Annotated in this window: 24 protein-coding genes and 3 pseudogenes; 23 read left to right on the plus strand and 4 right to left on the minus strand. The window is 39.9% G+C overall.

Annotated elements, in window-relative coordinates; all coding sequences use genetic code 11:
- Window positions 1-314 precede the first annotated feature (314 nt).
- Window positions 315-458, minus strand: a complete 144-nt coding sequence (locus tag HMPREF0851_RS16250; protein ID WP_001092277.1) for a hypothetical protein — start codon at window positions 456-458, stop codon at window positions 315-317.
- Between the two features lie 177 nt (window positions 459-635).
- On the opposite strand from HMPREF0851_RS16250, the gene rpsP reads away from it, so the two are divergent.
- The 9 genes and pseudogenes from rpsP to HMPREF0851_RS05225 all read left to right on the plus strand — a co-directional run bounded on the left by rpsP (window position 636) and on the right by HMPREF0851_RS05225 (window position 5,553).
- Complete coding sequence (gene rpsP / locus HMPREF0851_RS05185) at window positions 636-908, plus strand: 30S ribosomal protein S16 (RefSeq protein WP_000268760.1); 273 nt, start codon at window positions 636-638, stop codon at window positions 906-908.
- A gap of 19 nt (window positions 909-927) precedes the next feature.
- On the plus strand, window positions 928-1,167 hold the full coding sequence (gene kphA / locus HMPREF0851_RS05190) for an RNA-binding protein KphA (protein ID WP_000379617.1): 240 nt from the start codon (window positions 928-930) through the stop codon (window positions 1,165-1,167).
- A gap of 186 nt (window positions 1,168-1,353) precedes the next feature.
- A pseudogene (locus tag HMPREF0851_RS05195) lies at window positions 1,354-1,638 on the plus strand (MazG nucleotide pyrophosphohydrolase domain-containing protein); the annotation flags it as partial.
- A 335-nt stretch (window positions 1,639-1,973) separates the two neighbouring features.
- Window positions 1,974-2,306: an EamA family transporter gene (locus HMPREF0851_RS05200; RefSeq protein WP_009014151.1), complete on the plus strand. Its 333-nt coding sequence runs from the start codon at window positions 1,974-1,976 to the stop codon at window positions 2,304-2,306.
- Window positions 2,246-2,875, plus strand: a complete 630-nt coding sequence (locus HMPREF0851_RS05205; protein WP_156790861.1) for a DMT family transporter — start codon at window positions 2,246-2,248, stop codon at window positions 2,873-2,875. The genes HMPREF0851_RS05200 and HMPREF0851_RS05205 overlap by 61 nt, the downstream gene beginning before the upstream one ends.
- A 149-nt stretch (window positions 2,876-3,024) precedes the next feature.
- Window positions 3,025-3,899: pseudogene (locus tag HMPREF0851_RS05210) on the plus strand (alpha/beta fold hydrolase).
- Between the two features lie 76 nt (window positions 3,900-3,975).
- Complete coding sequence (gene rimM / locus HMPREF0851_RS05215) at window positions 3,976-4,494, plus strand: ribosome maturation factor RimM (protein WP_001105872.1); 519 nt, start codon at window positions 3,976-3,978, stop codon at window positions 4,492-4,494.
- Window positions 4,484-5,200 carry a tRNA (guanosine(37)-N1)-methyltransferase TrmD gene (gene trmD, locus HMPREF0851_RS05220; protein ID WP_000686914.1) on the plus strand — a complete coding sequence of 239 codons (717 nt, stop codon included), beginning with the start codon at window positions 4,484-4,486 and terminating at the stop codon, window positions 5,198-5,200. Before rimM ends, trmD begins: the two co-directional genes overlap by 11 nt.
- A 14-nt stretch (window positions 5,201-5,214) precedes the next feature.
- A complete protein-coding gene (locus HMPREF0851_RS05225) occupies window positions 5,215-5,553 on the plus strand; it encodes an ATP cone domain-containing protein (protein WP_001196038.1) in 339 nt (112 codons plus the stop codon).
- Window positions 5,554-5,582: 29 nt separating this feature from the next.
- On the opposite strand, the gene HMPREF0851_RS05230 is transcribed toward HMPREF0851_RS05225, so the two are convergent.
- Window positions 5,583-5,903 (minus strand): hypothetical protein, encoded by a 321-nt coding sequence (locus tag HMPREF0851_RS05230; protein WP_001216104.1) that lies wholly within the window; start codon window positions 5,901-5,903, stop codon window positions 5,583-5,585.
- Between the two features lie 97 nt (window positions 5,904-6,000).
- On the opposite strand from HMPREF0851_RS05230, the gene HMPREF0851_RS05235 reads away from it, so the two are divergent.
- Entirely contained in the window at window positions 6,001-6,216 is a 216-nt protein-coding gene (locus tag HMPREF0851_RS05235) for a YdbC family protein (protein ID WP_000807423.1), read from the plus strand.
- A 53-nt stretch (window positions 6,217-6,269) separates the two neighbouring features.
- On the opposite strand, the gene HMPREF0851_RS05240 is transcribed toward HMPREF0851_RS05235, so the two are convergent.
- On the minus strand, window positions 6,270-6,806 hold the full coding sequence (locus HMPREF0851_RS05240) for a biotin transporter BioY (RefSeq protein ID WP_000709044.1): 537 nt from the start codon (window positions 6,804-6,806) through the stop codon (window positions 6,270-6,272).
- Between the two features lie 196 nt (window positions 6,807-7,002).
- Complete coding sequence (gor, locus tag HMPREF0851_RS05245; protein ID WP_001209567.1) at window positions 7,003-8,349, minus strand: glutathione-disulfide reductase; 1,347 nt, start codon at window positions 8,347-8,349, stop codon at window positions 7,003-7,005.
- A 286-nt stretch (window positions 8,350-8,635) separates the two neighbouring features.
- Between gor and HMPREF0851_RS05250 the strand changes: the two genes are divergently transcribed.
- From HMPREF0851_RS05250 to HMPREF0851_RS05315, 13 genes and pseudogenes are all read left to right on the plus strand, one after another.
- Window positions 8,636-9,841 carry an efflux RND transporter periplasmic adaptor subunit gene (locus HMPREF0851_RS05250; protein ID WP_025169836.1) on the plus strand — a complete coding sequence of 402 codons (1,206 nt, stop codon included), beginning with the start codon at window positions 8,636-8,638 and terminating at the stop codon, window positions 9,839-9,841.
- Window positions 9,825-10,526 (plus strand): ABC transporter ATP-binding protein, encoded by a 702-nt coding sequence (locus HMPREF0851_RS05255; RefSeq protein WP_000811469.1) that lies wholly within the window; start codon window positions 9,825-9,827, stop codon window positions 10,524-10,526. Before HMPREF0851_RS05250 ends, HMPREF0851_RS05255 begins: the two co-directional genes overlap by 17 nt.
- A 1-nt stretch (window position 10,527) precedes the next feature.
- Window positions 10,528-11,787, plus strand: a complete 1,260-nt coding sequence (locus HMPREF0851_RS05260) for an ABC transporter permease (RefSeq protein WP_001180432.1) — start codon at window positions 10,528-10,530, stop codon at window positions 11,785-11,787.
- 123 nt (window positions 11,788-11,910) lie between these two features.
- Window positions 11,911-13,908, plus strand: coding sequence for a methionine--tRNA ligase (gene metG / locus HMPREF0851_RS05265; protein ID WP_001291403.1), 1,998 nt, complete (start codon window positions 11,911-11,913; stop codon window positions 13,906-13,908).
- Between the two features lie 330 nt (window positions 13,909-14,238).
- Entirely contained in the window at window positions 14,239-14,559 is a 321-nt protein-coding gene (locus tag HMPREF0851_RS05275) for a PadR family transcriptional regulator (protein ID WP_000665422.1), read from the plus strand.
- A 3-nt stretch (window positions 14,560-14,562) separates the two neighbouring features.
- Window positions 14,563-15,378 carry a hypothetical protein gene (locus HMPREF0851_RS05280; RefSeq protein ID WP_000164416.1) on the plus strand — a complete coding sequence of 272 codons (816 nt, stop codon included), beginning with the start codon at window positions 14,563-14,565 and terminating at the stop codon, window positions 15,376-15,378.
- Between the two features lie 74 nt (window positions 15,379-15,452).
- The gene (locus tag HMPREF0851_RS05285; protein ID WP_001269444.1) at window positions 15,453-16,379 is read left to right on the plus strand and encodes an aldo/keto reductase; all 927 of its coding nucleotides are present in this window, start codon (window positions 15,453-15,455) and stop codon (window positions 16,377-16,379) included.
- A 96-nt stretch (window positions 16,380-16,475) separates the two neighbouring features.
- Window positions 16,476-16,712 carry a DUF2829 domain-containing protein gene (locus HMPREF0851_RS05290; protein WP_000141914.1) on the plus strand — a complete coding sequence of 79 codons (237 nt, stop codon included), beginning with the start codon at window positions 16,476-16,478 and terminating at the stop codon, window positions 16,710-16,712.
- Window positions 16,705-17,403: a 3-oxoacyl-ACP reductase gene (locus HMPREF0851_RS05295; protein ID WP_000167122.1), complete on the plus strand. Its 699-nt coding sequence runs from the start codon at window positions 16,705-16,707 to the stop codon at window positions 17,401-17,403. Before HMPREF0851_RS05290 ends, HMPREF0851_RS05295 begins: the two co-directional genes overlap by 8 nt.
- A gap of 9 nt (window positions 17,404-17,412) precedes the next feature.
- A pseudogene (locus HMPREF0851_RS05300) lies at window positions 17,413-17,913 on the plus strand (NUDIX hydrolase).
- On the plus strand, window positions 17,891-18,766 hold the full coding sequence (locus tag HMPREF0851_RS05305; protein WP_001245813.1) for a putative PEP-binding protein: 876 nt from the start codon (window positions 17,891-17,893) through the stop codon (window positions 18,764-18,766). The pseudogene HMPREF0851_RS05300 and the gene HMPREF0851_RS05305 overlap by 23 nt, the downstream one beginning before the upstream one ends.
- Entirely contained in the window at window positions 18,735-19,175 is a 441-nt protein-coding gene (locus tag HMPREF0851_RS05310; protein WP_009014157.1) for an ASCH domain-containing protein, read from the plus strand. Before HMPREF0851_RS05305 ends, HMPREF0851_RS05310 begins: the two co-directional genes overlap by 32 nt.
- Before the next feature lie 122 nt (window positions 19,176-19,297).
- Window positions 19,298-21,844 carry a M1 family metallopeptidase gene (locus tag HMPREF0851_RS05315; protein ID WP_001149131.1) on the plus strand — a complete coding sequence of 849 codons (2,547 nt, stop codon included), beginning with the start codon at window positions 19,298-19,300 and terminating at the stop codon, window positions 21,842-21,844.
- The last annotated feature ends 42 nt before the right edge of the window (window positions 21,845-21,886 follow it).

A 21,886-nucleotide genomic window follows, 5' to 3' on the forward strand; every position in this document is an offset into this window, starting at 1 on the left:
TTTGAATTTGGAAAGCAAAAATTTATGTGCCAAGGTGGCAATTATTTGAAAAAATTTTTTAATAAAAGCCCTCGATAGTCAAACAACTAAAGAATTCTTTGAAGCAATGCATCGGATTTGGTTTGGATAGTTTCGTTAATAATATTTGTTGATAAAGAATTTTTGAAAAATCTAGATACTGTATGAATCTCTACTTTTTTTCTTAGACTGTTATAAAGTCTGTAAGAATAAGCTTTATAGGTGTAGAAGTTAATTTTTATAGAACTAAATTATTCCCCTATTTAGAATCTATTAATTCATATTTTATAAATTAATTAGTAGATATCGTTCTTAAAATCCTTGATATTTCGCTTGGGAACGGGCTTGGGATTTAGGAGCCAAGCATCCAAATCTCGTTCAGGCGAGATGAAGGGTTTGAGTTGATGGTCTTTATAAAATGTTTCTAAAATAGTATTCACTGATAGCCTCTTTCAAACATTTATTTCCTACTTCTAACAAATTTCTAAATGGTTTAAAAATTTTATAGTCTGTCAAGTTTTTTTCTTGACACCTGTCAGAAATCTGCTATAATAGAACATGTGCTAAATAGCTCAGCTATTTCACTGAAATAAAAAATAAGAAAAGAGACTTTAAAAATGGCAGTTAAAATCCGTTTGACTCGTATGGGTTCTAAGAAAAAACCTTTCTACCGTATCAACGTAGCAGATTCACGTTCACCACGTGACGGACGTTTCATCGAAACAGTTGGAACATACAACCCACTTGTTGCTGAAAACCAAGTAACTTTGAAAGAAGACCGCGTTCTTGCATGGTTGGCTGATGGAGCTCAACCTTCAGATACAGTTCGCAACATCCTTTCAAAAGAAGGTGTGTTGAAAAAATTCCACGATTCTAAATTCTCAAAATAAGTTTAAAGTAGGTTGACAGATGGATACGATTGAAAATCTCATTATTGCGATTGTGAAACCCTTGATTTCACAACCAGATGCCTTAACTATCAAGATTGAAGATACACCAGAGTTTTTGGAATATCATTTGGATCTTGATCAAAGCGATGTGGGTCGTGTAATCGGTCGTAAGGGTCGCACTATTTCTGCGATAAGAACGATTGTCTACTCTGTCCCAACTGAAGACAAAAAAGTAAGAATCGTTATTGACGAAAAATAAGAAGGGCGGGACGAATGTCTCGCTTTTTTTGCAAGGAGCAGGATATGAAGGATTTAACGTTTAGACAATTACAAGACTGGTTATACTCAATGAAAATCAAAGAGCAAACTAGGAAGCTAGCCGCAGGCTGTACTGGAGTACGGCAAGGTGAAGCTGACGTAGTTTGAATTTGATTTTCGAAGAGTATTACTCGAACATTACCAGTAGTCTCAAACTGAGGAAGGTCTCTTTATGAAGTTAGTGGAGGAAGTCGGAGAAGTAGCTGAGGTGTTGAATAGTCGTTCTGGTAGAAAAGAGGGCGTTCAGGATTCTAACGAGGAACTAGCAAAAGAACTGGCTGATGTCATTCACTACACCGTCGCAAGCGCGGCTATCAACCGTATTAATCTTACCAAGACTATCTTTGAGAAAGATAAAACTGCAGCCATCAAGTACCAACATGAACGAGATTTGGAAGGATTTTTGAAGGGGACATCTAAGACGATAAGAAATGATTTTTTACTAATAAAGAAGGTATTAGTAAATATAAGAAAGATAAAGCAAGGAAAATGGTGGATTATGCTATCAAAGTAAGGAATTTCCAAGAGGTATACAAGCTAGAACTTGTGAGATAAGAACGAGAAAAGCAGATCAGACTTGCTGAATCCTTTTTAGGTAATGAAAAAGATAAACGGTGAAAGAAGGCATAAAATACTAATCCTAGAAATAGCATCTAGGATTCTACTATGCTACAATGGAAAGACAGTCTCAAAGAATTCTAGTCAATCAATCTTGAGAATAGCTATTTTTAAAAGGAGTAACAGTCTATGAACGAGAAAACAAAAGCTTATCTAGCAGCCTTATCTTTTTCAGCCATCATTGGATTTTCTTTTTTATTTACTAAAATTGCTTTAAGCTATACCAGTCCTCTTACGAACTTAGCGCATCGCTATACAATTGCAGCTTTAGTAATTGTTGTTCTTCATCAGACTAAACTTATCAAAGTGAGTTTAAGTAGAAAAGCTATTCTTTCTATTCTTCCTATGAGTCTTTTCTATCCGCTTTTCTTTTTATTTTTCAATCCTTTGCTTTACAGTATATATCGTCTTCTGAAGCTGGAATTTTACAGGCTCTTGTCCCGATTTTTACGCTCCTTTTAGCATCGGCATTTCTCAAGGAAAAGACAAGCTTGCTTCAAAAGTTCTTTTTATTTTTATCCGTAGCAGGAGTAGTTTTCATCTTCCTTAGTAAAGGAGCTAACTTTGGTACTGAGACTGCTAGCTTTGGCTTTCTTTTGATGTTGGGATCTGTTCTCGCAAATGCGATAAACAATATTCTCAGCAAGTCCACAGGAGGTCGCTATCGGGCCATGGATATGACAGCTGTTGTGATATTTGTTGGCTTCGTCACCTTTAATACGCTGAGTCTGACCTCGCACTATCTAGAGGGGAACGTATTAGCCTACTTTGCACCTCTCGGACAGCTTCCTTATCTGTTTTCCATTCTTTATTTGGGAATTTTAGCCTCTATCGTTACTGGTAGTCTCTCTATCTATGCTATTGTTCGACTTGGAGCATCAACCGTCAGTGTCTTTGGAAATCTTGGAACAGTTTTGACTATTGTAGCCGGAGCTATTATCCTCCACGAACCAATTTATAGCTACCATGTAATCGGAGCAACTTTGATTATTGCTGGAATTTTAGGCATGAATCTGATGAGAAAAAAGTAAAGATTGCTGAGCAGTCTTTTTCTTAATCTAAATGATACAGAAAATTCAAAATTTTTAATGGACTTAAGTTTAGAAAACGATGATTTTAATATAGCATGATAAAATAGATAAAAAGAATGACACTAGGATAAAGAGGAGAGAGTGTAATAATGAAGCAAAATGATATAGCTGAAGCTATTGCTTTTTATAACAGAAAACCTGAGACTTTGGTACGTCACATTATACCAGTCTTAGATTGTGACTTGTCTTAGATTGTGACTTGGTTGTTTATCATCGTCCTGGAAACGCAAGTAAAGGCCACATTATTTTTTATCATGGAGCTTGTGGCCGTAGTCAGATGTGGGCCCACCAGTATGATGCTTTTGATGAATTTGACCTTTACTTTGTCAATGTTAGAGGACAGGGTGAATCACCTATGAAAGTTGGTTTACCTGACTTAGAAGGTGCTGTTCAAGATGTAGATGCTATTTTGTCCTATTTCCAGTTGGATAAGGTGATATTGGTTGGTCATTCTTGGGGAGGGAATCCACTTCAAGAGTACACCTATCGCCATCCAGAAAGAGTTCTAGCCTTGGTCATGGTAGATAGTTGGGGACAGCATCGTTACCTATCAGATAAAGAGAGAAATCGCATAAAATATAGTTCCCTTATGTACAAAACGATTCCTTGGAAGTTGATTGCAGATAAGAACTCAAAAATGTGTACAGATAATCCTATCACAAGAGAATTAGTCAAGACGGCCATTATAGAAACTGGGAGAGATGTTTTTTTGAATCTTGGAATCACAGGTTTTTTGGCTGTCCATGAGATAGAAGGTTATCATGGCAATCCTCCTATGCTATTAGTAAGAGGCGAAAACGATTTTCCCAAACACCTAAAAATGATTTACGATGGGATCATTGCCTTAAATCCCAATGCGCGTCAAGTAACGATTTCAGATAGCAAACACCAACCGATGAATGACCATCCTAAAGAGTTTAATCAGATAATTGGTGAATTCTTTGAAGAAGTAGTAGACCCATAAGATAGGATCTATCCAACTTGTGAAAATCCTTGGAACGTGATAAAATAAAGGATAGAAATAGACTACAGGAGACAAGATGAACTACTTTAATGTTGGGAAAATCGTCAATACGCAAGGGTTACAGGGTGAGATGCGAATCTTGTCTGTGACAGATTTTGCAGAAGAACGGTTTAAAAAAGGGGCTGAGCTGGCCTTGTTTGATGAAAAAGATCAGTTTGTCCAAACAGTGACCATCGCTAGTCACCGTAAACAGAAGAACTTTGACATTATCAAATTCAAAGATATGTACCATATCAATGCTATCGAAAAGTACAAGGGATACAGTCTCAAGGTCGCTGAGGAAGATTTAAACGATTTAGACGATGGTGAATTCTACTATCACGAGATTATCGGTTTGGAAGTCTATGAGGGAGAGAACCTGATTGGAACCATCAAGGAAATCCTGCAACCAGGTGCCAACGATGTCTGGGTGGTCAAGCGGAAAGGCAAACGAGACTTGCTCTTGCCTTATATCCCACCAGTAGTTCTCAATGTCGATATTCCAAATAAACGGGTCGATGTGGAAATCTTAGAAGGGTTAGACGATGAAGATTGATATTTTAACCCTTTTTCCAGAGATGTTTTCTCCACTGGAGCACTCAATCGTTGGAAAGGCTCGAGAAAAAGGGCTCTTGGATATCCAGTATCATAATTTTCGAGAAAATGCTGAAAAGGCTCGTCATGTAGACGACGAGCCATATGGAGGCGGACAGGGCATGTTGCTCCGAGCCCAACCCATTTTCGATGCCTTTGATGCTATTGAAAAGAAAAATCCGCGCGTCATTCTCCTCGATCCTGCTGGAAAGCAGTTCGATCAAGCTTACGCTGAAGATTTGGCTCAAGAAGAGGAACTGATCTTTATCTGTGGTCACTATGAGGGCTATGATGAGCGCATTAAGACCTTGGTGACAGATGAGATTTCCCTGGGAGACTATGTCTTGACTGGTGGGGAATTGGCAGCTATGACCATGATTGATGCTACAGTACGCCTGATTCCAGAAGTGATTGGCAAGGAGTCTAGTCACCAAGATGATAGTTTTTCTTCTGGCCTTCTCGAATATCCTCAGTACACGCGTCCCTATGATTATCGAGGCATGGTTGTCCCAGATGTTCTGATGAGCGGGCACCATGAAAAGATTCGTCAGTGGCGCCTGTATGAGAGTTTAAAGAAAACCTATGAACGCAGACCGGATTTGCTTGACCATTATCAACTGACAGCAGAAGAAGAAAAAATGCTGGCAGAAATTAAAGAAAACAAATAATAAAGGAGAAACCTATGCAAGTAATCAAACGTGATGGAGAAATTGCTGAATTTAATCCAGACAAGATTTACCAAGCCATCTTAAAGGCGGCCCAGACTGTCTATGTATTGACAGATGATTTGCGTCAAAACCTTGCACAAGTCACTAAGAAAGTGGTTTTGGATTTGGAAGAAGCCAAGGTGGAACGTGCTACCATCAGCATGATTCAGTCTTTGGTTGAACATCGTTTACTGGGTGCAGGTTACATTACCATTGCAGAACACTACATTTCCTATCGTCTACAACGTGACTTGGAAAGAAGTGGTTATGGAGACCATATCGCTGTTCATTTACATTTTGAACAAATTCGCTAAGAAAAAGAGTGGGATGAAGCAACTACATCTCACTCTTTCTTAAATCTATTTTTTTGGGCTGTTTGGACGGTTGAAGGGACAAATCGCAGGCGTTGAATATCGCTTATGCGGATAATACGGGTCACATTTTTGGCAAAATTTTTCACGATAATTTGCTGGCGTTGCTGATCGTATTTGATGATGTCACCTGTAAAGCTTGTCTCAGACAAGATAAGGTGAACAGCGGTTTGTTTCTGGATAGCCTCTTCAATAGTAGCGGTAAGGGAGTTGGTTTCAGTCTGGTCAGGTTCTTCATGTCCATTTAAAAAGTCATGTATTTTATCTAGAACTTGCTGGAATTTATGTCTCATATTGGCCTCCCTTCTTTTATATCAATATTATATAAAATTTTCCTAAAATCTACAAGATTTTACGAATAGTCAAATGAAAGCTAAAAAGGAGAAGAAAATGGCAGAATTTACATTTGAAATCGAAGAGCACTTGTTGACTCTTTCTGAAAACGAAAAAGGTTGGACCAAGGAAATCAACCGTGTGAGCTTTAATGGTGCCCCTGCAAAGTTTGATATTCGTGCTTGGAGCCCAGACCATACTAAAATGGGCAAAGGGATTACTCTCTCCAATGAAGAATTTCAAACCATGGTGGATGCCTTTAAAAGCAACTAAGTTTTCAAAATAAAAGAAAAGGATACTGAGTCATGATAACTCGATATCCTTTTTTAGTTAGCGAAGTAAGACTGATTTTTAAGGCGTTGAAGTAATGGATGACTAATAAAACTAATAGCAATAATTTTACCAAGATCTGGGATGATAAAGGGAAATACCCCCACAACAAGAGCTTTTTCAAATGGCATTCCAGCTAGGAAATGCAATCCAATGATTCCACCGACAAAGACAAGTGTATCTCCCAAGAGATTTGCTAGAAAAATTCTGACAAAACCACTATCACTGTTAGTTAGAGAAGAGGTAAGCCCAGAATAAACAAGATAAAACCAAAGATAGCCTGCAGTAGGACCAATCAAAGCATGAAATCCACCTCCACCTCCTGCAAAGACAGGAAGACCGATAGCACCTAGAAGAAGATAGAGTCCAACAGAAAGTACAGCCTCTCTCGGTCTAAAGACAGTAGCAATCAAACCGATTGCAAAGTTCTGCAGAGTGAAGGGAACAGGTCCAATTGGAAGACTGATTTGTGCTAAAACAGCAATGAGAGCAGCCCCAATAGCAGGGATAGCATAAACGTGAGCTTTTTTCAAAATAGTTAACCTCTTTTCTTATGTATAGTAACTATTATACTTAAATTAATATTATTGTCAACCTGTTTTTATAACAAAGGTAACAAAGAACTGTAACAGCCGATTTTGCGTACTGGTTAAGTTGGATAATTGTTTTGTTGATTCGAAAACATCAAAAAAGAAGCCGACATATTTGTATCAGCTTCTTTTGTTTCGATTAACGCATGGTTACAAATTCTTCGGATGCAGTTGGGTGAATCGCCACAGTTGCATCAAAGTCTGCCTTGGTTGCTCCCATTTTGATAGCAACAGCAAATCCTTGAATCATTTCATCAACACCGTAGCCAATTCCATGAAGTCCGACAACTTTTTCTTCTGAACCAGTTGTGATCAATTTGAAACGTGTTTCTTGACGGTTGCAAGTGCAAGCAGAGTACATAGAAGTAAAGCTTGATTTGTAAACCTTGATTTGGTCTTGACCGTATTCTTTAATAGCTTGCTCTTCTGTCAATCCAACAGTTCCGATAGCAGGGTGTGAAAAGACAACGGTTGGAATAGTTGAGTAGTCCATTTTTGCAGTTGTTTTTCCGTTAAAGAGACGTTCAGACAAAGTACGTCCAGCCTTGATAGCAACTGGAGTTAGTTCTTTTTCGCCTGTTACATCACCTAGAGCGTAGATTCCTTCAACAACAGTATTTTGGTATTCATCCACTTGGATAAAGCCACGTTCGTTCAGAGTTACGCCAGCTTTTTCAAGTTGCAATCCCTTAACGTTTGGACGGCGACCTGTAGCCCAGATAACTTGGCTAGCTGTGTGACTAGTTCCGTCTTCAAAATGAATGGTAATGCCTTCAGCAGTTTTTTCTAACTTGACAGGGACTTTGTGAGTATGAAGTGGCAAGTTTGTTCTTTCCATTTCCTTGACCAAACCTTCAACGATGTAAGAATCAAAACCACGTAAAGGACGATCGCGGCGAACAAAGAGGTCTGTCTTGACACCAAAGGTGTGAAGTACTCCAGCCAATTCAACAGCGATATAACCAGCGCCTAGAATAGCAACTGACTCTGGCAATTCTTCCCAGGCAAATACATCATCAGAAGAGCCACCTAGTTCAGCACCAGGAATATTTGGAATACTTGGATAGGCACCAGTAGCAATCACGATATGTTTAGCACGAATCAGTTCACCATTTACGATGACAGTATGAGAATCTACAAATTCAGCATGACCTTCAATCAAGTCTACTCCGTTTCGTTTAAAACTGCCATCATAAGAAGAACGAGCGCGATCAATGTAGGCTTCACGATTGCGACGTAGGGTTGCAAAGTCAAAGTTAAGATCAGTAGTCTTAAAGCCGTAGTCTTCTCCAAATTGATGGAAAGTCTCAGCGATTTGTGCTCCGTACCACATGATTTTTTTAGGAACACAACCGACGTTGACACAGGTTCCACCTAATTTCTTTTCCTCAATAACGGCCGCTTTGGCACCATGTTCACCAGCACGGTTCATAGTAGCAATTCCTCCGCTACCTCCACCGATAGCAATGATATCATATTCTCTCATTGAAAACTCCTTTGTACTCTTTTAAATAGTAGAGTGTCATTTTTTGATAGTCATATTCTATCTTTTTTTTGAATTGATTGCAAAAATCTGCTACGTTCAAAAAAAGTTTAAGAAAAGGCTTGCAAAAGGGAAAAATAAAGTATATTATATATCTAGTACAACGATAAAAAATTTCCGAACAATAAGTGAATCCTGAAATGTCATTATTTCGTTCTAAAATGTTATTGTTTCAAATTGATAATTTTTGTATAATATTGTTAAGAACTTTAAATCAAAAAGGAGTTTCATTATGAAAAAGAATGGTAAAGCTAAAAAGTGGCAATTGTATGCAGCAGTTGGTGCTGCCAGTGTAGTTGTATTGGGTGCTGGGGGCATTTTGCTCTTTAGACAACCTTCTCAGACTGCTGTAAAAGATGAGGCTACTCATCTGGTTGTTGCCAAGGAAGGAAGCGTGGCATCCTCTGTTTTATTGTCAGGGACAGTAACAGCAAAAAATGAACAATATGTTTATTTTGATGCTAGTAAGGGTGATTTAGATGAAATCCTTGTTTCTGTGGGTGATAAGGTCAGTGAAGGACAGGCTTTAGTCAAGTACAGTAGTTCAGAAGCCCAGGCGGCCTATGATTCAGCGAGTCGAGCAGTAGCTAAGGCAGATCGTCATATCAACGAACTCAACCAAGCACGCAATGAAGCCGCTTCAGCTCCCGCTCCACAGTTACCAACACCAGCAGGAGGCGAAGGAACTGCAACGCAAACTCCAGCTCCAGTCGCAGGAAATTCAGTATCCTCTATTGATGCACAATTAGGTGATGCTCGTGATGCCCGTGCAGATGCAGCAGCGCAATTAAGCAAGGCTCAAAGTCAGTTGGATGCAATGACGGTTCTCAGTACCCTAGACGGGACTGTGGTCGAAGTCAATCGTAACGTTTCCAAATCTCCAACAGGAGCTAGCCAGGTGGTAGTGCATGTCGTAAGTAATGAAAACTTGCAAGTTAAGGGGGAATTATCTGAATACAATCTTGCAAACCTATCTGTAGGTCAAGAAGTAACCTTTACTTCTAAAGTTTATCAAGATAAGAGATGGACTGGTAAGATTAGCTATATCTCTGATTACCCTAAAAACAATGGCGAAGCAGCAAGTACAGCTACCGCAGCTGCTGGTAATTCTGGTTCTAAATATCCATATACCATTGATGTTACAAGTGAAATTGGTGACTTGAAACAAGGATTCTCAGTAAGTGTTGAGGTCAAGAATAAGAGTAAAGCTATTTTGGTTCCTCTAACAAGTATTGTGACCGAAAATGATAAGAACTATGTCTGGGTGCTTGACGAGCAGAAAAAGGCCAAGAAAGTGGAAGTTGGTTTGGGAAATGCTGATGCAGACAACCAAGAAATCACTTCAGGTCTGACAAATGGAGTCAAGGTCATCAGTAACCCAACGTCTTCTCTAGAGGAAGGAAAAGAGGTGAAGGCTGATGAAGCAACTAATTAGTCTAAAAAATATATGCAGAAGCTACCGTAACGGTGACCAAGAACTGCAGGTTCTCAAAAATATCAACCTAGAAGTGAATGAGGGTGAATTTGTTGCCATCATGGGACCATCTGGTTCTGGTAAGTCTACTCTGATGAATACGATTGGCATGTTGGATACACCAAGCAGTGGAGAATATTATCTTGAAGGCCAAGAAGTAGCTGGACTGGGCGAAAAGCAACTAGCCAAGGTCCGCAACCAACAAATCGGATTTGTTTTTCAGCAGTTCTTTCTTTTATCCAAACTCAATGCTCTGCAAAATGTAGAATTGCCCTTGATTTACGCAGGAGTTTCGGCTTCAAAACGGCGCAAGTTAGCTGAGGAATATCTAGATAAGGTTGAATTGACAGAACGTAGTCATCATTTACCTTCGGAATTATCTGGTGGTCAAAAGCAACGTGTGGCTATTGCGCGTGCCTTGGTAAACAATCCTTCTATTATCTTAGCAGACGAACCGACAGGAGCCTTGGATACTAAAACAGGGAATCAAATCATGCAATTATTAGTTGACTTGAATAAAGAAGGAAAAACTATTATTATGGTAACGCATGAGCCTGAAATTGCTGCTTATGCCAAACGTCAGATTGTCATTCGCGATGGAGTTATTTCATCTGATAGTGCTCAGTTAGAAAAGGAGGAAAACTAAGATGCAGAATCTGAAATTTGCCTTTTCATCTATTATGGCTCACAAGATGCGTTCTTTGCTTACCATGATTGGGATTATTATCGGTGTTTCATCGGTTGTTGTGATTATGGCTCTGGGTGATTCTATGTCTCGACAGCTCAATAAAAATATGACCAGATCTCAAAAAAATATCAGTGTCTTTTTCTCTTCTAAAAAAAGTAAAGATGGATCTTTTACTCAGAAACAATCAGCTTTTACGGTTTCTGGAAAAGAAGAGGAAGTTCATGTTGAACCACCAAAACCGCAAGAATCTTGGGTCAAGGAGGCAGCCAAACTGAAGGGAGTGGATAATTACTATGTAACCAACTCAACGAACGCCATCTTGACCTATAAAGATAAAAAGGTTGAAAATGCTAATTTGACAGGTGGTAACAGAACTTATATGGAGGCTGTTAACAATGAAATTCTTGCAGGTCGTAGTCTGAGAGAACAAGATTTCAAAGAATTTGCAAGTGTCATTTTGCTTGATGAAGAATTATCCATTAGTCTATTTGGATCTCCTCAAGAGGCTATTAACAAGGTTGTAGAAGTCAATGGTTTTAGTTATCGAGTCATTGGTGTTTATACTAGCCAAGAATCTAAAAATTCAAAAATGTATGGTCTTGGCGGCTTACCCATTACCACAAATATCTCTCTTGCTGCGAATTTTAATGTAGATGAAATAGCTAATATTGTCTTTCGAGTGAATGACACAAGTTTGACTCAAACTCTGGGGCCAGAATTAGCACGAAAAATGACAGAGCTTGCTGGCTTGCAACAGGGAGAATATCAAGTGGCAGATGAGTCAGCTGCATTTGCAGAAGTTCAACAATTGTTTAGTTTTATGACGACGATTATTAGTGCCATCGCAGGAATATCTCTCTTTGTTGGAGGGACTGGTGTTATGAACATCATGCTGGTTTCGGTGACGGAACGTACTCGTGAGATTGGTCTTCGTAAGGCTTTGGGTGCAACACGTGCCAATATTTTAATCCAGTTTTTGATTGAATCTATGATTTTGACCTTGCTTGGTGGAGTCATTGGTTTGACAATTGCGACAGGCTTAACCGCTATAGCTGGTATACTTTTACAAGGTTTGATTGCGGGTATAGAAGTGGGAGTGTCAATCCCAGTTGCCCTATTTAGTCTTGCGGTTTCGGCTAGTGTGGGTATGATTTTTGGAGTCTTGCCAGCCAACAAGGCATCGAAACTTGATCCAATTGAAGCTCTTCGTTATGAATAAGATCAACAAGATGGACACTTGTCTATCTTGTTTTTGTATGGATTTCCCTATCTAAAATCCTTAAAAATGTGATATAATGAAGTGTTAGAAAAACAGGTTTCATTTGCCTGGAAAGGAAAAATTATGTCTGAAAAGAATTTTTATATTACAACACCTATTTACTATCCATCTGGTAAACTTCATATCGGTTCTGCCTACACAACTATCGCCTGTGATGTCTTAGCACGTTACAAACGCCTGATGGGCTACGATGTCTTTTATCTGACAGGTCTTGATGAGCATGGTCAGAAAATCCAGCAGAAAGCTGAAGAAGCTGGCATCACACCTCAATCTTATGTTGATGGAATGGCAGTTGGAGTTAAAGAACTCTGGCAATTACTAGATATCTCATACGATAAATTTATCCGTACAACTGATGACTACCATGAAAAAGTTGTCGCACAGGTCTTTGAACGCTTGCTTGCTCAAGATGATATCTATTTGGGTGAATACTCTGGTTGGTACTCAGTATCAGATGAGGAATTCTTTACAGAAAGCCAGCTTGCGGAAGTTTTCCGTGACGAAGCTGGAAATGTGACTGGAGGTATTGCTCCATCAGGTCACGAAGTTGAATGGGTATCTGAAGAATCATACTTCCTTCGCCTCAGCAAATACCAAGATCGTTTGGTAGACTTTTTCAAAGCTCATCCTGACTTTATCACTCCAGATGGTCGTCTGAATGAAATGTTGCGTAACTTCATTGAGCCAGGTTTAGAGGATTTGGCTGTTTCTCGTACAACCTTTACATGGGGAGTGCCTGTCCCATCAAATCCTAAACACGTTGTCTATGTTTGGATTGATGCCCTTCTTAACTATGCGACAGCTCTTGGCTACGGTCAAGATGAACACGGTAACTTTGACAAGTTCTGGAATGGAACTGTCTTCCATATGGTAGGAAAAGATATTCTTCGCTTCCACTCGATTTACTGGCCAATCCTTCTTATGATGTTGGATATCAAATTGCCAGATCGTTTGATTGCTCACGGTTGGTTTGTCATGAAAGACGGCAAAATGTCTAAGTCTAAAGGGAATGTCGTTTATCCTGAAATGTTGGTAGAGCGTTATGGACTAGATCCACTTCGTTACTACCTCATGCGTAGCCTTCCAGTTGGTTCAGATGGAACCTTCACTCCCGAGGACTATGTAGGTCGTATCAACTATGAATTAGCCAATGACCTTGGGAACCTCCTCAACCGTACGGTTTCTATGATTAATAAGTACTTTGATGGGCAAGTACCTGCCTATGTAGAAGGCGTGACTGAATTTGACCATGCTCTTGCTAACGTTGCAGAACAATCAATCGCAGACTACCATACCCATATGGAAGCAATCGACTACCCACGTGCACTTGAAGCAGTCTGGACTCTGATCTCTCGTACCAATAAATACATCGACGAGACAGCTCCATGGGTCTTGGCAAAAGATGAAGCACTCCGTGACCAATTGGCAAGTGTCATGAGTCACTTGGCAGCCAGCCTTCGTGTTGTAGCTCACTTGATTGAGCCATTTATGATGGAAACCAGTCGTGCAGTCTTGACTCAACTTGGTCTAGCAGAAGTCTCTAGCCTTGAGAACTTGAGCTTGGCTGATTTCCCTGCAGGTGTGACTGTAGTTGCCAAAGGAACACCAATCTTCCCACGTCTCGATATGGAAGAAGAAATCGCCTATATCAAGGAACAAATGGAAGGTAACAAGCCAGCTGTCGAAAAAGAATGGAATCCAGATGAAGTTGAACTCAAACTAAACAAGGATGAAATCAAGTTTGAAGACTTTGACAAGGTCGAAATTCGTGTCGCAGAAGTCAAAGAAGTGTCTAAAGTAGAAGGTTCAGATAAGTTGCTTCAATTCCGCTTGGATGCTGGTGATGGAGAAGATCGTCAAATCCTCTCTGGAATTGCAAAATACTATCCAAACGAACAAGAATTGGTCGGCAAGAAAGTTCAAATCGTTGCTAACCTCAAACCACGTAAAATGATGAAGAAATATGTCAGCCAAGGGATGATCCTCTCAGCTGAACATGATGGGAAATTAACCCTTCTCACAGTTGATCCAGCTGTACCAAACGGAAGTGTGATTGGGTAAAAATATACAGGACTAGTTCATGCTAGTTCTGTTTTTTTATTTATACTCAATGAAAATAAAAGAGCAAACTAGGAAGCTAGCCGCAGATTGCTCAAAACACCGTTTTGAGGTAGTAGATAAGACTGACGAAGTCAGCTCAAAACACTGTTTTGAGGTTGTAGATAAGACTGACGAAGTCAGTTACATACCTACGGTAAGTCTACGCTGACGTGGTTTGAAGAGATTTTCGAAGAGTATTAACTATTATGCTTTACAAACTAGTGTGTAAGTGGTATACTAGTTTGTAAAGCTGCTAGTAGGTATTACAAAATAGATTAGAAGGGGGAAGGGATGAAGGAAACTCAACTATTAAAAGGTGTTCTTGAAGGTTGCGTCTTGGATATGATTGGTCAAAAAGAGCGATATGGTTATGAGTTGGTTCAGACTTTGCGAGAGGCTGGATTTGATACTATCGTTCCAGGAACTATTTATCCTTTGTTGCAAAAGTTAGAAAAAAATCAATGGATAAGAGGCGACATGCGTCCGTCGCCAGATGGTCCAGATCGGAAGTATTTTTCGTTAACGAAAGAAGGAGAAGAGCGTGTCTCGGTCTTTTGGCAACAATGGGACGATTTGAGTCAAAAAGTAGAAGGAATTAAGAATGGAGGGTAAACCATGACGAAAATGAAGTATTATGAAGAAACAAGTGCTTTGTTGCATCAGTTTTCTGAGGAAAATCAGCAGTATTTTGAGGAGCTATGGGATAGTTTTAATCTTGCTGGATTTCTCTATGATGAGGACTATCTTAGAGAGCAGATTTATTTGATGATGTTAGATTTCTCAGAAGCAGAACGAGATGGCATGAGTGCAGAGGAGTATCTAGGTAAGAATCCTAAAAAATTAATGAGAGAGATGCTCAAGGAAGCCCCTCGCAGTTCTATCAAAGAGTCCCTTTTGACGCCAATTCTTGTCCTAGCGGTATTACGCTACTATCAACTATTAGGTGATTTTTCTAAAGGTCCTCTCTTAACAGTCAATTTGCTTACGTTTTTAGGGCAACTTCTTCTTTTTCTGGTCGGATTTGGGCTTGTGGCTACAATTTTACGAAGAAGTCTAGTCCAAGATTCTCCTAAAATGAAAATTGGTACCTATATTGTCGTTGGGGTTCTTGTTCTGCTAGTTGTTCTGGGATATGTAGGAATGGCAAGCTTCATACAAGAAGGAGCCTTTTATCTTCCTGCTCCCTGGGATAGTTTATCTGTCTTTACGATTTCGCTGGTCATCAGTATTTGGAATTGGAAAGAAGCGGTCTTTCGTCCCTTTGTCAGTATGATTGTTGCCCACCTTATTGTAGGCTCTCTGCTCCGTTACTATGAGTGGATGGGAATTTCAAATGTTTTTCTTACAAAATTCATTCCTTTAGGAATTCTCTTTATTGGAATCTTTCTCTTGTTCCGTGGGTTTAAGAAGATAAAATGGAGTGAAATATAGTCAAAAAGCCGTTGCAAAGCGGTTTTTTGTTATAATGAAGGGAAGAATATTAGAAATTTAAGGAGAAAAATTTGATGAGATACATAACTCTTGGTCAAGATGACAAAGAATTATCAGAAATTGTTCTCGGAATGATGAGAATAGAAAATAAGTCTGTAAAAGAAGTTGAAGAGCTTGTAGAAACAGCACTTTCTGTTGGAATCAATGCTTTTGACTTGGCTGATATTTATGGTCGTGGTCGTTGTGAAGAACTGTTAGGTCTTGTCCTAAAAAATCGTCCAGATTTAAGAGAAAAGATGTGGATTCAGTCCAAATGTGGCATTCGCATTGAAGAATTTACCTATTTTGATTTTTCTAAGGACTATATTATAAAATCAGTTGACGGAATTTTGCAAAGATTGAAGATAGATCATTTAGATAGCTTGCTTCTTCATCGGCCAGATGCTTTGATGGAATCTGACCAAGTAGCAGAAGCCTTTGATCTCCTTTATAAACAAGGTAAGGTTCGAGATTTTGGAGTTTCTAATCAAAATCCTATGATGATGGAGTTGCTTAAAAAAGATGTCAAGCAGCCGTTAGCTGTTAATCAGCTACAATTGAGTGCGGCTTTTACTCCAGGATTCGAATCAGGTTTTCATGTTAATATGGAAGATAGTCAAGCAGCTATGCGAGATGGCAGCATTTTTGAATATTGCAAATTACACGATGTGGTCATTCAAGCATGGTCTGTCTTACAATTCGGGTATTTTAAAGGGAATTTTGTTGGAAATGAGAAATTTCAAGCTTTAAATCAAGTACTTGATCGTTTAGCTATTAAATATGGAGTAACCCCTTCAACTATTGCCATTTCTTGGATATTGCGTTATCCAGCAAAAATACAGGCAGTCGTAGGTACAACAAATCCTAAGCACTTGAGAGAAGTTAGCCAAGCGGCAAACTTTAGCTTAACAAGAAAAGAATGGTATGAAATTTATCTTGCTGCAGGGAATAATTTGCCGTAAGTAGAAGCAGATGTAAATAAATCACATTCAAAAAGCCGTTGCAAAGCGGTTTTTTGTTATAATTAAATGAAGAATATAGAATTAAAGGAGAAAACCATGACATTTGAAGAGATCCTACCTGGGTTAAAGGCTAAGAAAAAATATGTACGAACTGGTTGGGGAGGTGCTGAAAACTATGTCCAACTTTTTGACACCATTGAACAAAACGGGGTTGCACTTGAAGTGACACCTTATTTCCTAATCAACGTGTCTGGAGAAGGAGAAGGTTTTTCCATGTGGAGTCCGACACCTTGTGATGTTTTGGCGACAGATTGGGTAGAAGTGAATGACTAAACGTGTATTGATTACAGGAGTGAGTTCAGGGATCGGTCTGGCTCAAGCTCGCCTCTTTTTAGAGAATAGCTATCAAGTTTACGGAGTTGACCAAGGTGAAAATCCACTCTTAGAGGGTGATTTTCACTTTTTACAGAGAGATTTGACCTTGGACTTGGAGCCAATTTTTGACTGGTGCCCTCAGGTTGATGTTTTGTGTAATACTGCAGGAGTTTTAGATAATTACAAACCACTGTTGGAACAAACAGCGCAGGAAATTCAAGAAATTTTTGAAATTAATTATATAACTCCTGTTGAGTTGACTCGTTATTATTTGACACAAATGCTAGAGAATAAAAAAGGGACCATTATCAATATGTGTTCCATAGCTTCGAGTCTAGCAGGAGGTGGTGGTCACGCCTATACTTCATCTAAGCATGCTTTGGCTGGATTTACCAAGCAGTTGGCTCTAGACTATGCTGAAGCTGGGATTCAGGTCTTTGGTATCGCTCCAGGAGCAGTCAAGACAGCTATGACTGCTGCGGACTTTGAGCCAGGTGGTTTAGCGGACTGGGTGGCTAGTGAAACACCAATCAAGCGCTGGATAGAGCCAGAGGAAGTGGCAGAAGTCAGTCTCTTTTTGGCCAGTGGAAAGGCATCTGCCATGCAGGGACAAATTCTGACAATAGATGGTGGCTGGTCTTTGAAGTAGGAGGATCTGATGGAAATCAAAAATCACTTTGGAGTCTATGGTGTTTGCTTTGAAAATGGGAAGTTACTCTGCATTGAAAAAACGATAGGCCCTTATTAAAATCGGTACGATCTACCTGGAGGCAGTCAGCAACTTGGTGAAGGGTTGACAGAAACTCTCAAGAGGGAAGTTTTGGAAGAGACGGGATTTACTGTTAGAAACTACTCTAATCCTCGAATCTACGATGTTTTCGTCAGGGAAGAGTTAAAAAACTTTATGGTTCACCATGTCATGGCCTTGTATGATGTTGAAATGAATGAGAGTGCACCTCAAGTTACGATTTCGGAAGCTGTGTCTGATGGTGCGAATGATTCGCTTGGATATATTTGGATGGATATTCAAGAAATCACAGAAGAAAATGCATCGCCATTAGTCTTGAAGGTTAAGTCTGAACTATTAGGATTTCCAGAACTGGACAAGACCTCTTACATGAATTGGAAGGTGAATGATGAGAAACCAACTAGCTCTTAGTGGCGAAAAAATTATTGAAAAAGTTTACCCACAACTATTTCACCACATTGGCATGATTCGTGGGGAATATTTGTTGAGAGAGCTCAATCAAAACATCCTGTTACCAAGTTGTCGGCAATTTGTAAAAGATTATCTAGAGACTATCTGCTCCCTGTACTCAGATGAAGAAGTTTGGTATCGTTTTTCTGAATTAACGAATACAGAAGCCAATTGTTTAGTGGGGACTAAAGAGTATTTTGATGAAAATCATCCCTTGTTTGGCTATAGAGGGACTAGGCGTTTGCTGGCGTGTCTGGATGAATTTCAGGCTGAAGCACATGTCGTTACAGAAGTTTATCAAATCAATCCCAATCTGTCTCTTATCTTTCCTTTTGTCAATGATGCTGAGCAGTTAAAGCAAGCTATTACAGTATTGCGTCAGCAGGGTTTTACTGGGAAAATTGCCACGATGATTGAATTACCGTCAGCTTATTTTGACTTAGACAGGATACTGGAAACGGGTATTTCAAAGATTGTAGTTGGAATGAATGATTTGACTTCTTTTATTTTTGCGACTGTGAGAAAGAGTCAATGGCATGATATGGAAAGTCCAATAATGTTAGATATGCTGAGACAGATGCAGGATAAAGCAAGGAAGAATAAGATTGACTTTACTGTAGCAGGCTATCTGAATCTTTCTTTTATACAAAAAATGAATCAGATGGGTATCGAATGCATTCTCCATTACAGCTCTATTCCAGAGATTTTTGATTTAGAAATTGACTATCCAGATCATCTTAAACACATAAAAGAAGAAAGTAAAAAATTACAAAGGAGCACCCATGACACCGCAAGAAATGTGGAATGCATATAAGAAAATCAATCCTTCTATCGGAGATGAAATAGATGCTTGGACTTTTGGAGTAGAAGCCGACCTCTTGGCAGATTTGGTTTTAAAAGGAGAAAAGACAGCAACCGCATCAGCCTATGACCTCTATGCACTAGAAGGCGAACCTCTTCCGCAAGAAGGAACATTTGATGTCATTTTAGACAGTCAAAATCAGGCTGTCTGCATTGTCGAAATTACAAAGGTTTCCGTTCAGCCCTTCAATCAAGTTTCTGCTGACCATGCCTACAAGGAAGGAGAAGGTGACAAATCCTTGGCCTATTGGCGTCAGGTTCATGAGGATTGTTTCACCGAGTGGCTGAGAGAGGCTGGACTAACTTTTACACCTGAAAGCAAGATTGTTTTAGAAGAATTTCGCAAGGTCTACCCCTTGTAAACTGTTAGAAGGAAGAAAGTTTTGGAAATGACCGTCCAATCCTTTTTTCTCAAGCAAAACATGATATAATAAGTTTGTTTGAAGAAGAGCTCTAGCTCTGAAACTTAGAATAGGAGAAAACTATGCAAGCAGTTGAACATTTTATTCAGCAATTTGTTCCTGGACATTATGATTTATTTTTAGACTTGAGTCGTGAGACCAAGACATTTTCAGGGAAAGTGACCATCACTGGTCAAGCACAGAGTGACCGTATTTCACTTCATCAAAAAGACTTGGAAATCGCTTCTGTAGAAGTTGCAGGGGTAGCTCGCCCATTCACAGTTGATCATGACAATGAAGCCCTGCATATCGAGCTGGCTGAGCCAGGTCAAGTTGAAGTGGTCATCGCTTTTTCAGGAAAAATCACAGACAACATGACAGGTATTTACCCATCTTACTACACAGTTGATGGAGTCAAGAAGGAAGTCTTGTCTACTCAATTTGAGAGCCATTTTGCGCGAGAAGCCTTCCCATGTGTGGATGAGCCAGAAGCCAAAGCGACTTTTGATCTTTCTTTACGTTTTGACCAAGCAGAAGGTGAATTGGCCTTGTCTAACATGCCAGAAATCGATGTTGAAAACCGTAAGGAAACAGGTATCTGGAAGTTTGAGACAACACCTCGCATGTCTTCTTACTTGTTAGCTTTCGTTGCTGGTGATTTGCAAGGGGTGACGGCTAAAACTAAAAACGGTACCCTTGTAGGTGTTTACTCAACCAAAGCTCACCCATTATCTAACCTTGATTTCTCACTGGATATCGCTGTTCGCTCTATCGAGTTTTACGAAGATTACTATGGAGTTAAGTACCCAATCCCTCAATCTCTCCACATCGCCCTTCCTGACTTCTCAGCTGGAGCTATGGAAAACTGGGGTCTTGTGACCTACCGTGAAGTTTACTTGGTTGTGGATGATAATTCTACCTTTGCCAGTCGCCAACAAGTTGCCCTTGTTGTTGCCCATGAATTGGCTCACCAATGGTTTGGTAACCTCGTAACTATGAAATGGTGGGATGACCTTTGGCTCAATGAAAGCTTTGCTAACATGATGGAGTACGTCTGTGTGGATGCTATTGAACCAAGCTGGAATATCTTTGAAGATTTCCAAACAGGTGGTGTTCCGTCTGCCTTGAAACGCGATGCGACTGATGGTGTTCAATCTGTTCACGTCGAAGTTAAACATCCAGATGAAATCAATACGCTCTTTGACGGAGCTATCGTCTATGCCAAAGGAAGTCGCCTCATGCACATGCTTCGTCGTTGGCTAGGTGATGCCGATTTTGCCAAAGGTTTGCATGCCTACTTTGAAAAACATCAATACAGCAATACAATTGGTCGTGACCTTTGGAATGCTCTTGGTCAAGCATCAGGTCGTGATGTTGCAGCCTTCATGGATTCTTGGTTGGAACAACCTGGTTATCCAGTTCTCACTGTCAAAGTTGAAAATGATGTCTTAAAGATCTCACAAAAACAATTCTTCATCGGTGAGCACGAAGATAAGAACCGTCTCTGGGTTGTGCCACTCAATAGTAACTGGAAAGGCTTGCCTGATACACTCGAAACTGAAAGCATCGAAATTCCAGGCTACGCAGCTCTTCTTGCTGAAAATGAAGGAGCTCTTCGTTTCAATACTGAAAATACAGCCCACTACATTACCGACTATCAAGGAGACTTGTTAGAAGCTGTTCTGGCTGAGCTAGAGACACTTGATAACACAAGCAAACTGCAAATCGTTCAAGAACGTCGTTTGCTTGCTGAAGCAGGGCACATTTCTTATGCTGACTTGCTCCCAGTCCTTGACAAACTTGCTAAGGAAGAATCTTACCTTGTCGTTTCAGCTGTTTCTCAAGTAATTTCTGCCCTTGAACGCTTTATCGATGAAGGAACAGAAGCTGAAACAGCCTTCAAAGCTTTGGTTGCTAAATTGGCTCGTCATAATTATGACCGTCTTGGTTTTGAAGCTAAAGATGGCGAATCAGATGAAGACGAATTGGTTCGTCAGTTGACCATTTCCATGATGATTCGCTCAAATGATGCAGAAGCTAGCCAAGCCGCTAGCCAAATCTTCGCGGCTCACAAGGATCAGCTTGCAGGACTTCCAGCAGCAATCCGTTCCCAAGTCCTAATCAATGAAATGAAACATCACGAGACTAAGGAATTGGTAGCCATTTATCTTGACCTTTACACTCATGCGACGGATGCGGTCTTTAAGCGCCAGTTGGCAGGAGCTCTTGCATACAGTACAGATGCCGAAAACATTCAAACCCTTCTTGCAACTTGGAAAGACAAATTTATCGTTAAGCCACAAGACCTTTCTTCATGGTACCTCCAATTCCTCGGACACCAAGCTACTCAAGAAACTGTTTGGGTATGGGCACGTGAAAACTGGGATTGGATTAAGGCAGCTCTTGGTGGTGATATGAGTTTTGATAGTTTTGTTATCTTCCCATCACACATCTTTAAAACTCAGCAACGCTTGGCGGAATACAAGGAATTCTTTGAACCACAACTTTCTGACCTTGCTCTTAGCCGTAACATCGGTATGGGAATCAAGGACATTGCAGCGCGTGTTGACTTGATTAACCGTGAAAAAGCTGCAGTGGAAGCAGTCGTTCTTCAATACGGAAATGCATAAATAAGCCTAAATAAAAGAAAACTCAGCTATCTCATGTAAAAT

This window comes from Streptococcus sp. M334, from assembly GCF_000187745.1.
Lineage (GTDB): Bacteria > Bacillota > Bacilli > Lactobacillales > Streptococcaceae > Streptococcus.

Bases quoted from the DNA above. Each gene is read 5' to 3' on its own strand.
- rpsP (WP_000268760.1), top strand. From the start codon at position 636: ATGGCAGTTAAAATCCGTTTGACTCGTATGGGTTCTAAGAAAAAACCT.
- kphA (WP_000379617.1), top strand. From the start codon at position 928: ATGGATACGATTGAAAATCTCATTATTGCGATTGTGAAACCCTTGATT.
- HMPREF0851_RS05200 (WP_009014151.1), top strand. From the start codon at position 1,974: ATGAACGAGAAAACAAAAGCTTATCTAGCAGCCTTATCTTTTTCAGCC.
- rimM (WP_001105872.1), top strand. From the start codon at position 3,976: ATGAACTACTTTAATGTTGGGAAAATCGTCAATACGCAAGGGTTACAG.
- trmD (WP_000686914.1), top strand. From the start codon at position 4,484: ATGAAGATTGATATTTTAACCCTTTTTCCAGAGATGTTTTCTCCACTG.
- HMPREF0851_RS05225 (WP_001196038.1), top strand. From the start codon at position 5,215: ATGCAAGTAATCAAACGTGATGGAGAAATTGCTGAATTTAATCCAGAC.
- HMPREF0851_RS05230 (WP_001216104.1), bottom strand. From the start codon at position 5,903: ATGAGACATAAATTCCAGCAAGTTCTAGATAAAATACATGACTTTTTA.
- HMPREF0851_RS05235 (WP_000807423.1), top strand. From the start codon at position 6,001: ATGGCAGAATTTACATTTGAAATCGAAGAGCACTTGTTGACTCTTTCT.
- gor (WP_001209567.1), bottom strand. From the start codon at position 8,349: ATGAGAGAATATGATATCATTGCTATCGGTGGAGGTAGCGGAGGAATT.
- HMPREF0851_RS05255 (WP_000811469.1), top strand. From the start codon at position 9,825: ATGAAGCAACTAATTAGTCTAAAAAATATATGCAGAAGCTACCGTAAC.
- HMPREF0851_RS05260 (WP_001180432.1), top strand. From the start codon at position 10,528: ATGCAGAATCTGAAATTTGCCTTTTCATCTATTATGGCTCACAAGATG.
- metG (WP_001291403.1), top strand. From the start codon at position 11,911: ATGTCTGAAAAGAATTTTTATATTACAACACCTATTTACTATCCATCT.
- HMPREF0851_RS05275 (WP_000665422.1), top strand. From the start codon at position 14,239: ATGAAGGAAACTCAACTATTAAAAGGTGTTCTTGAAGGTTGCGTCTTG.
- HMPREF0851_RS05280 (WP_000164416.1), top strand. From the start codon at position 14,563: ATGACGAAAATGAAGTATTATGAAGAAACAAGTGCTTTGTTGCATCAG.
- HMPREF0851_RS05285 (WP_001269444.1), top strand. From the start codon at position 15,453: ATGAGATACATAACTCTTGGTCAAGATGACAAAGAATTATCAGAAATT.
- HMPREF0851_RS05290 (WP_000141914.1), top strand. From the start codon at position 16,476: ATGACATTTGAAGAGATCCTACCTGGGTTAAAGGCTAAGAAAAAATAT.
- HMPREF0851_RS05295 (WP_000167122.1), top strand. From the start codon at position 16,705: ATGACTAAACGTGTATTGATTACAGGAGTGAGTTCAGGGATCGGTCTG.
- HMPREF0851_RS05305 (WP_001245813.1), top strand. From the start codon at position 17,891: ATGAGAAACCAACTAGCTCTTAGTGGCGAAAAAATTATTGAAAAAGTT.
- HMPREF0851_RS05310 (WP_009014157.1), top strand. From the start codon at position 18,735: ATGACACCGCAAGAAATGTGGAATGCATATAAGAAAATCAATCCTTCT.
- HMPREF0851_RS05315 (WP_001149131.1), top strand. From the start codon at position 19,298: ATGCAAGCAGTTGAACATTTTATTCAGCAATTTGTTCCTGGACATTAT.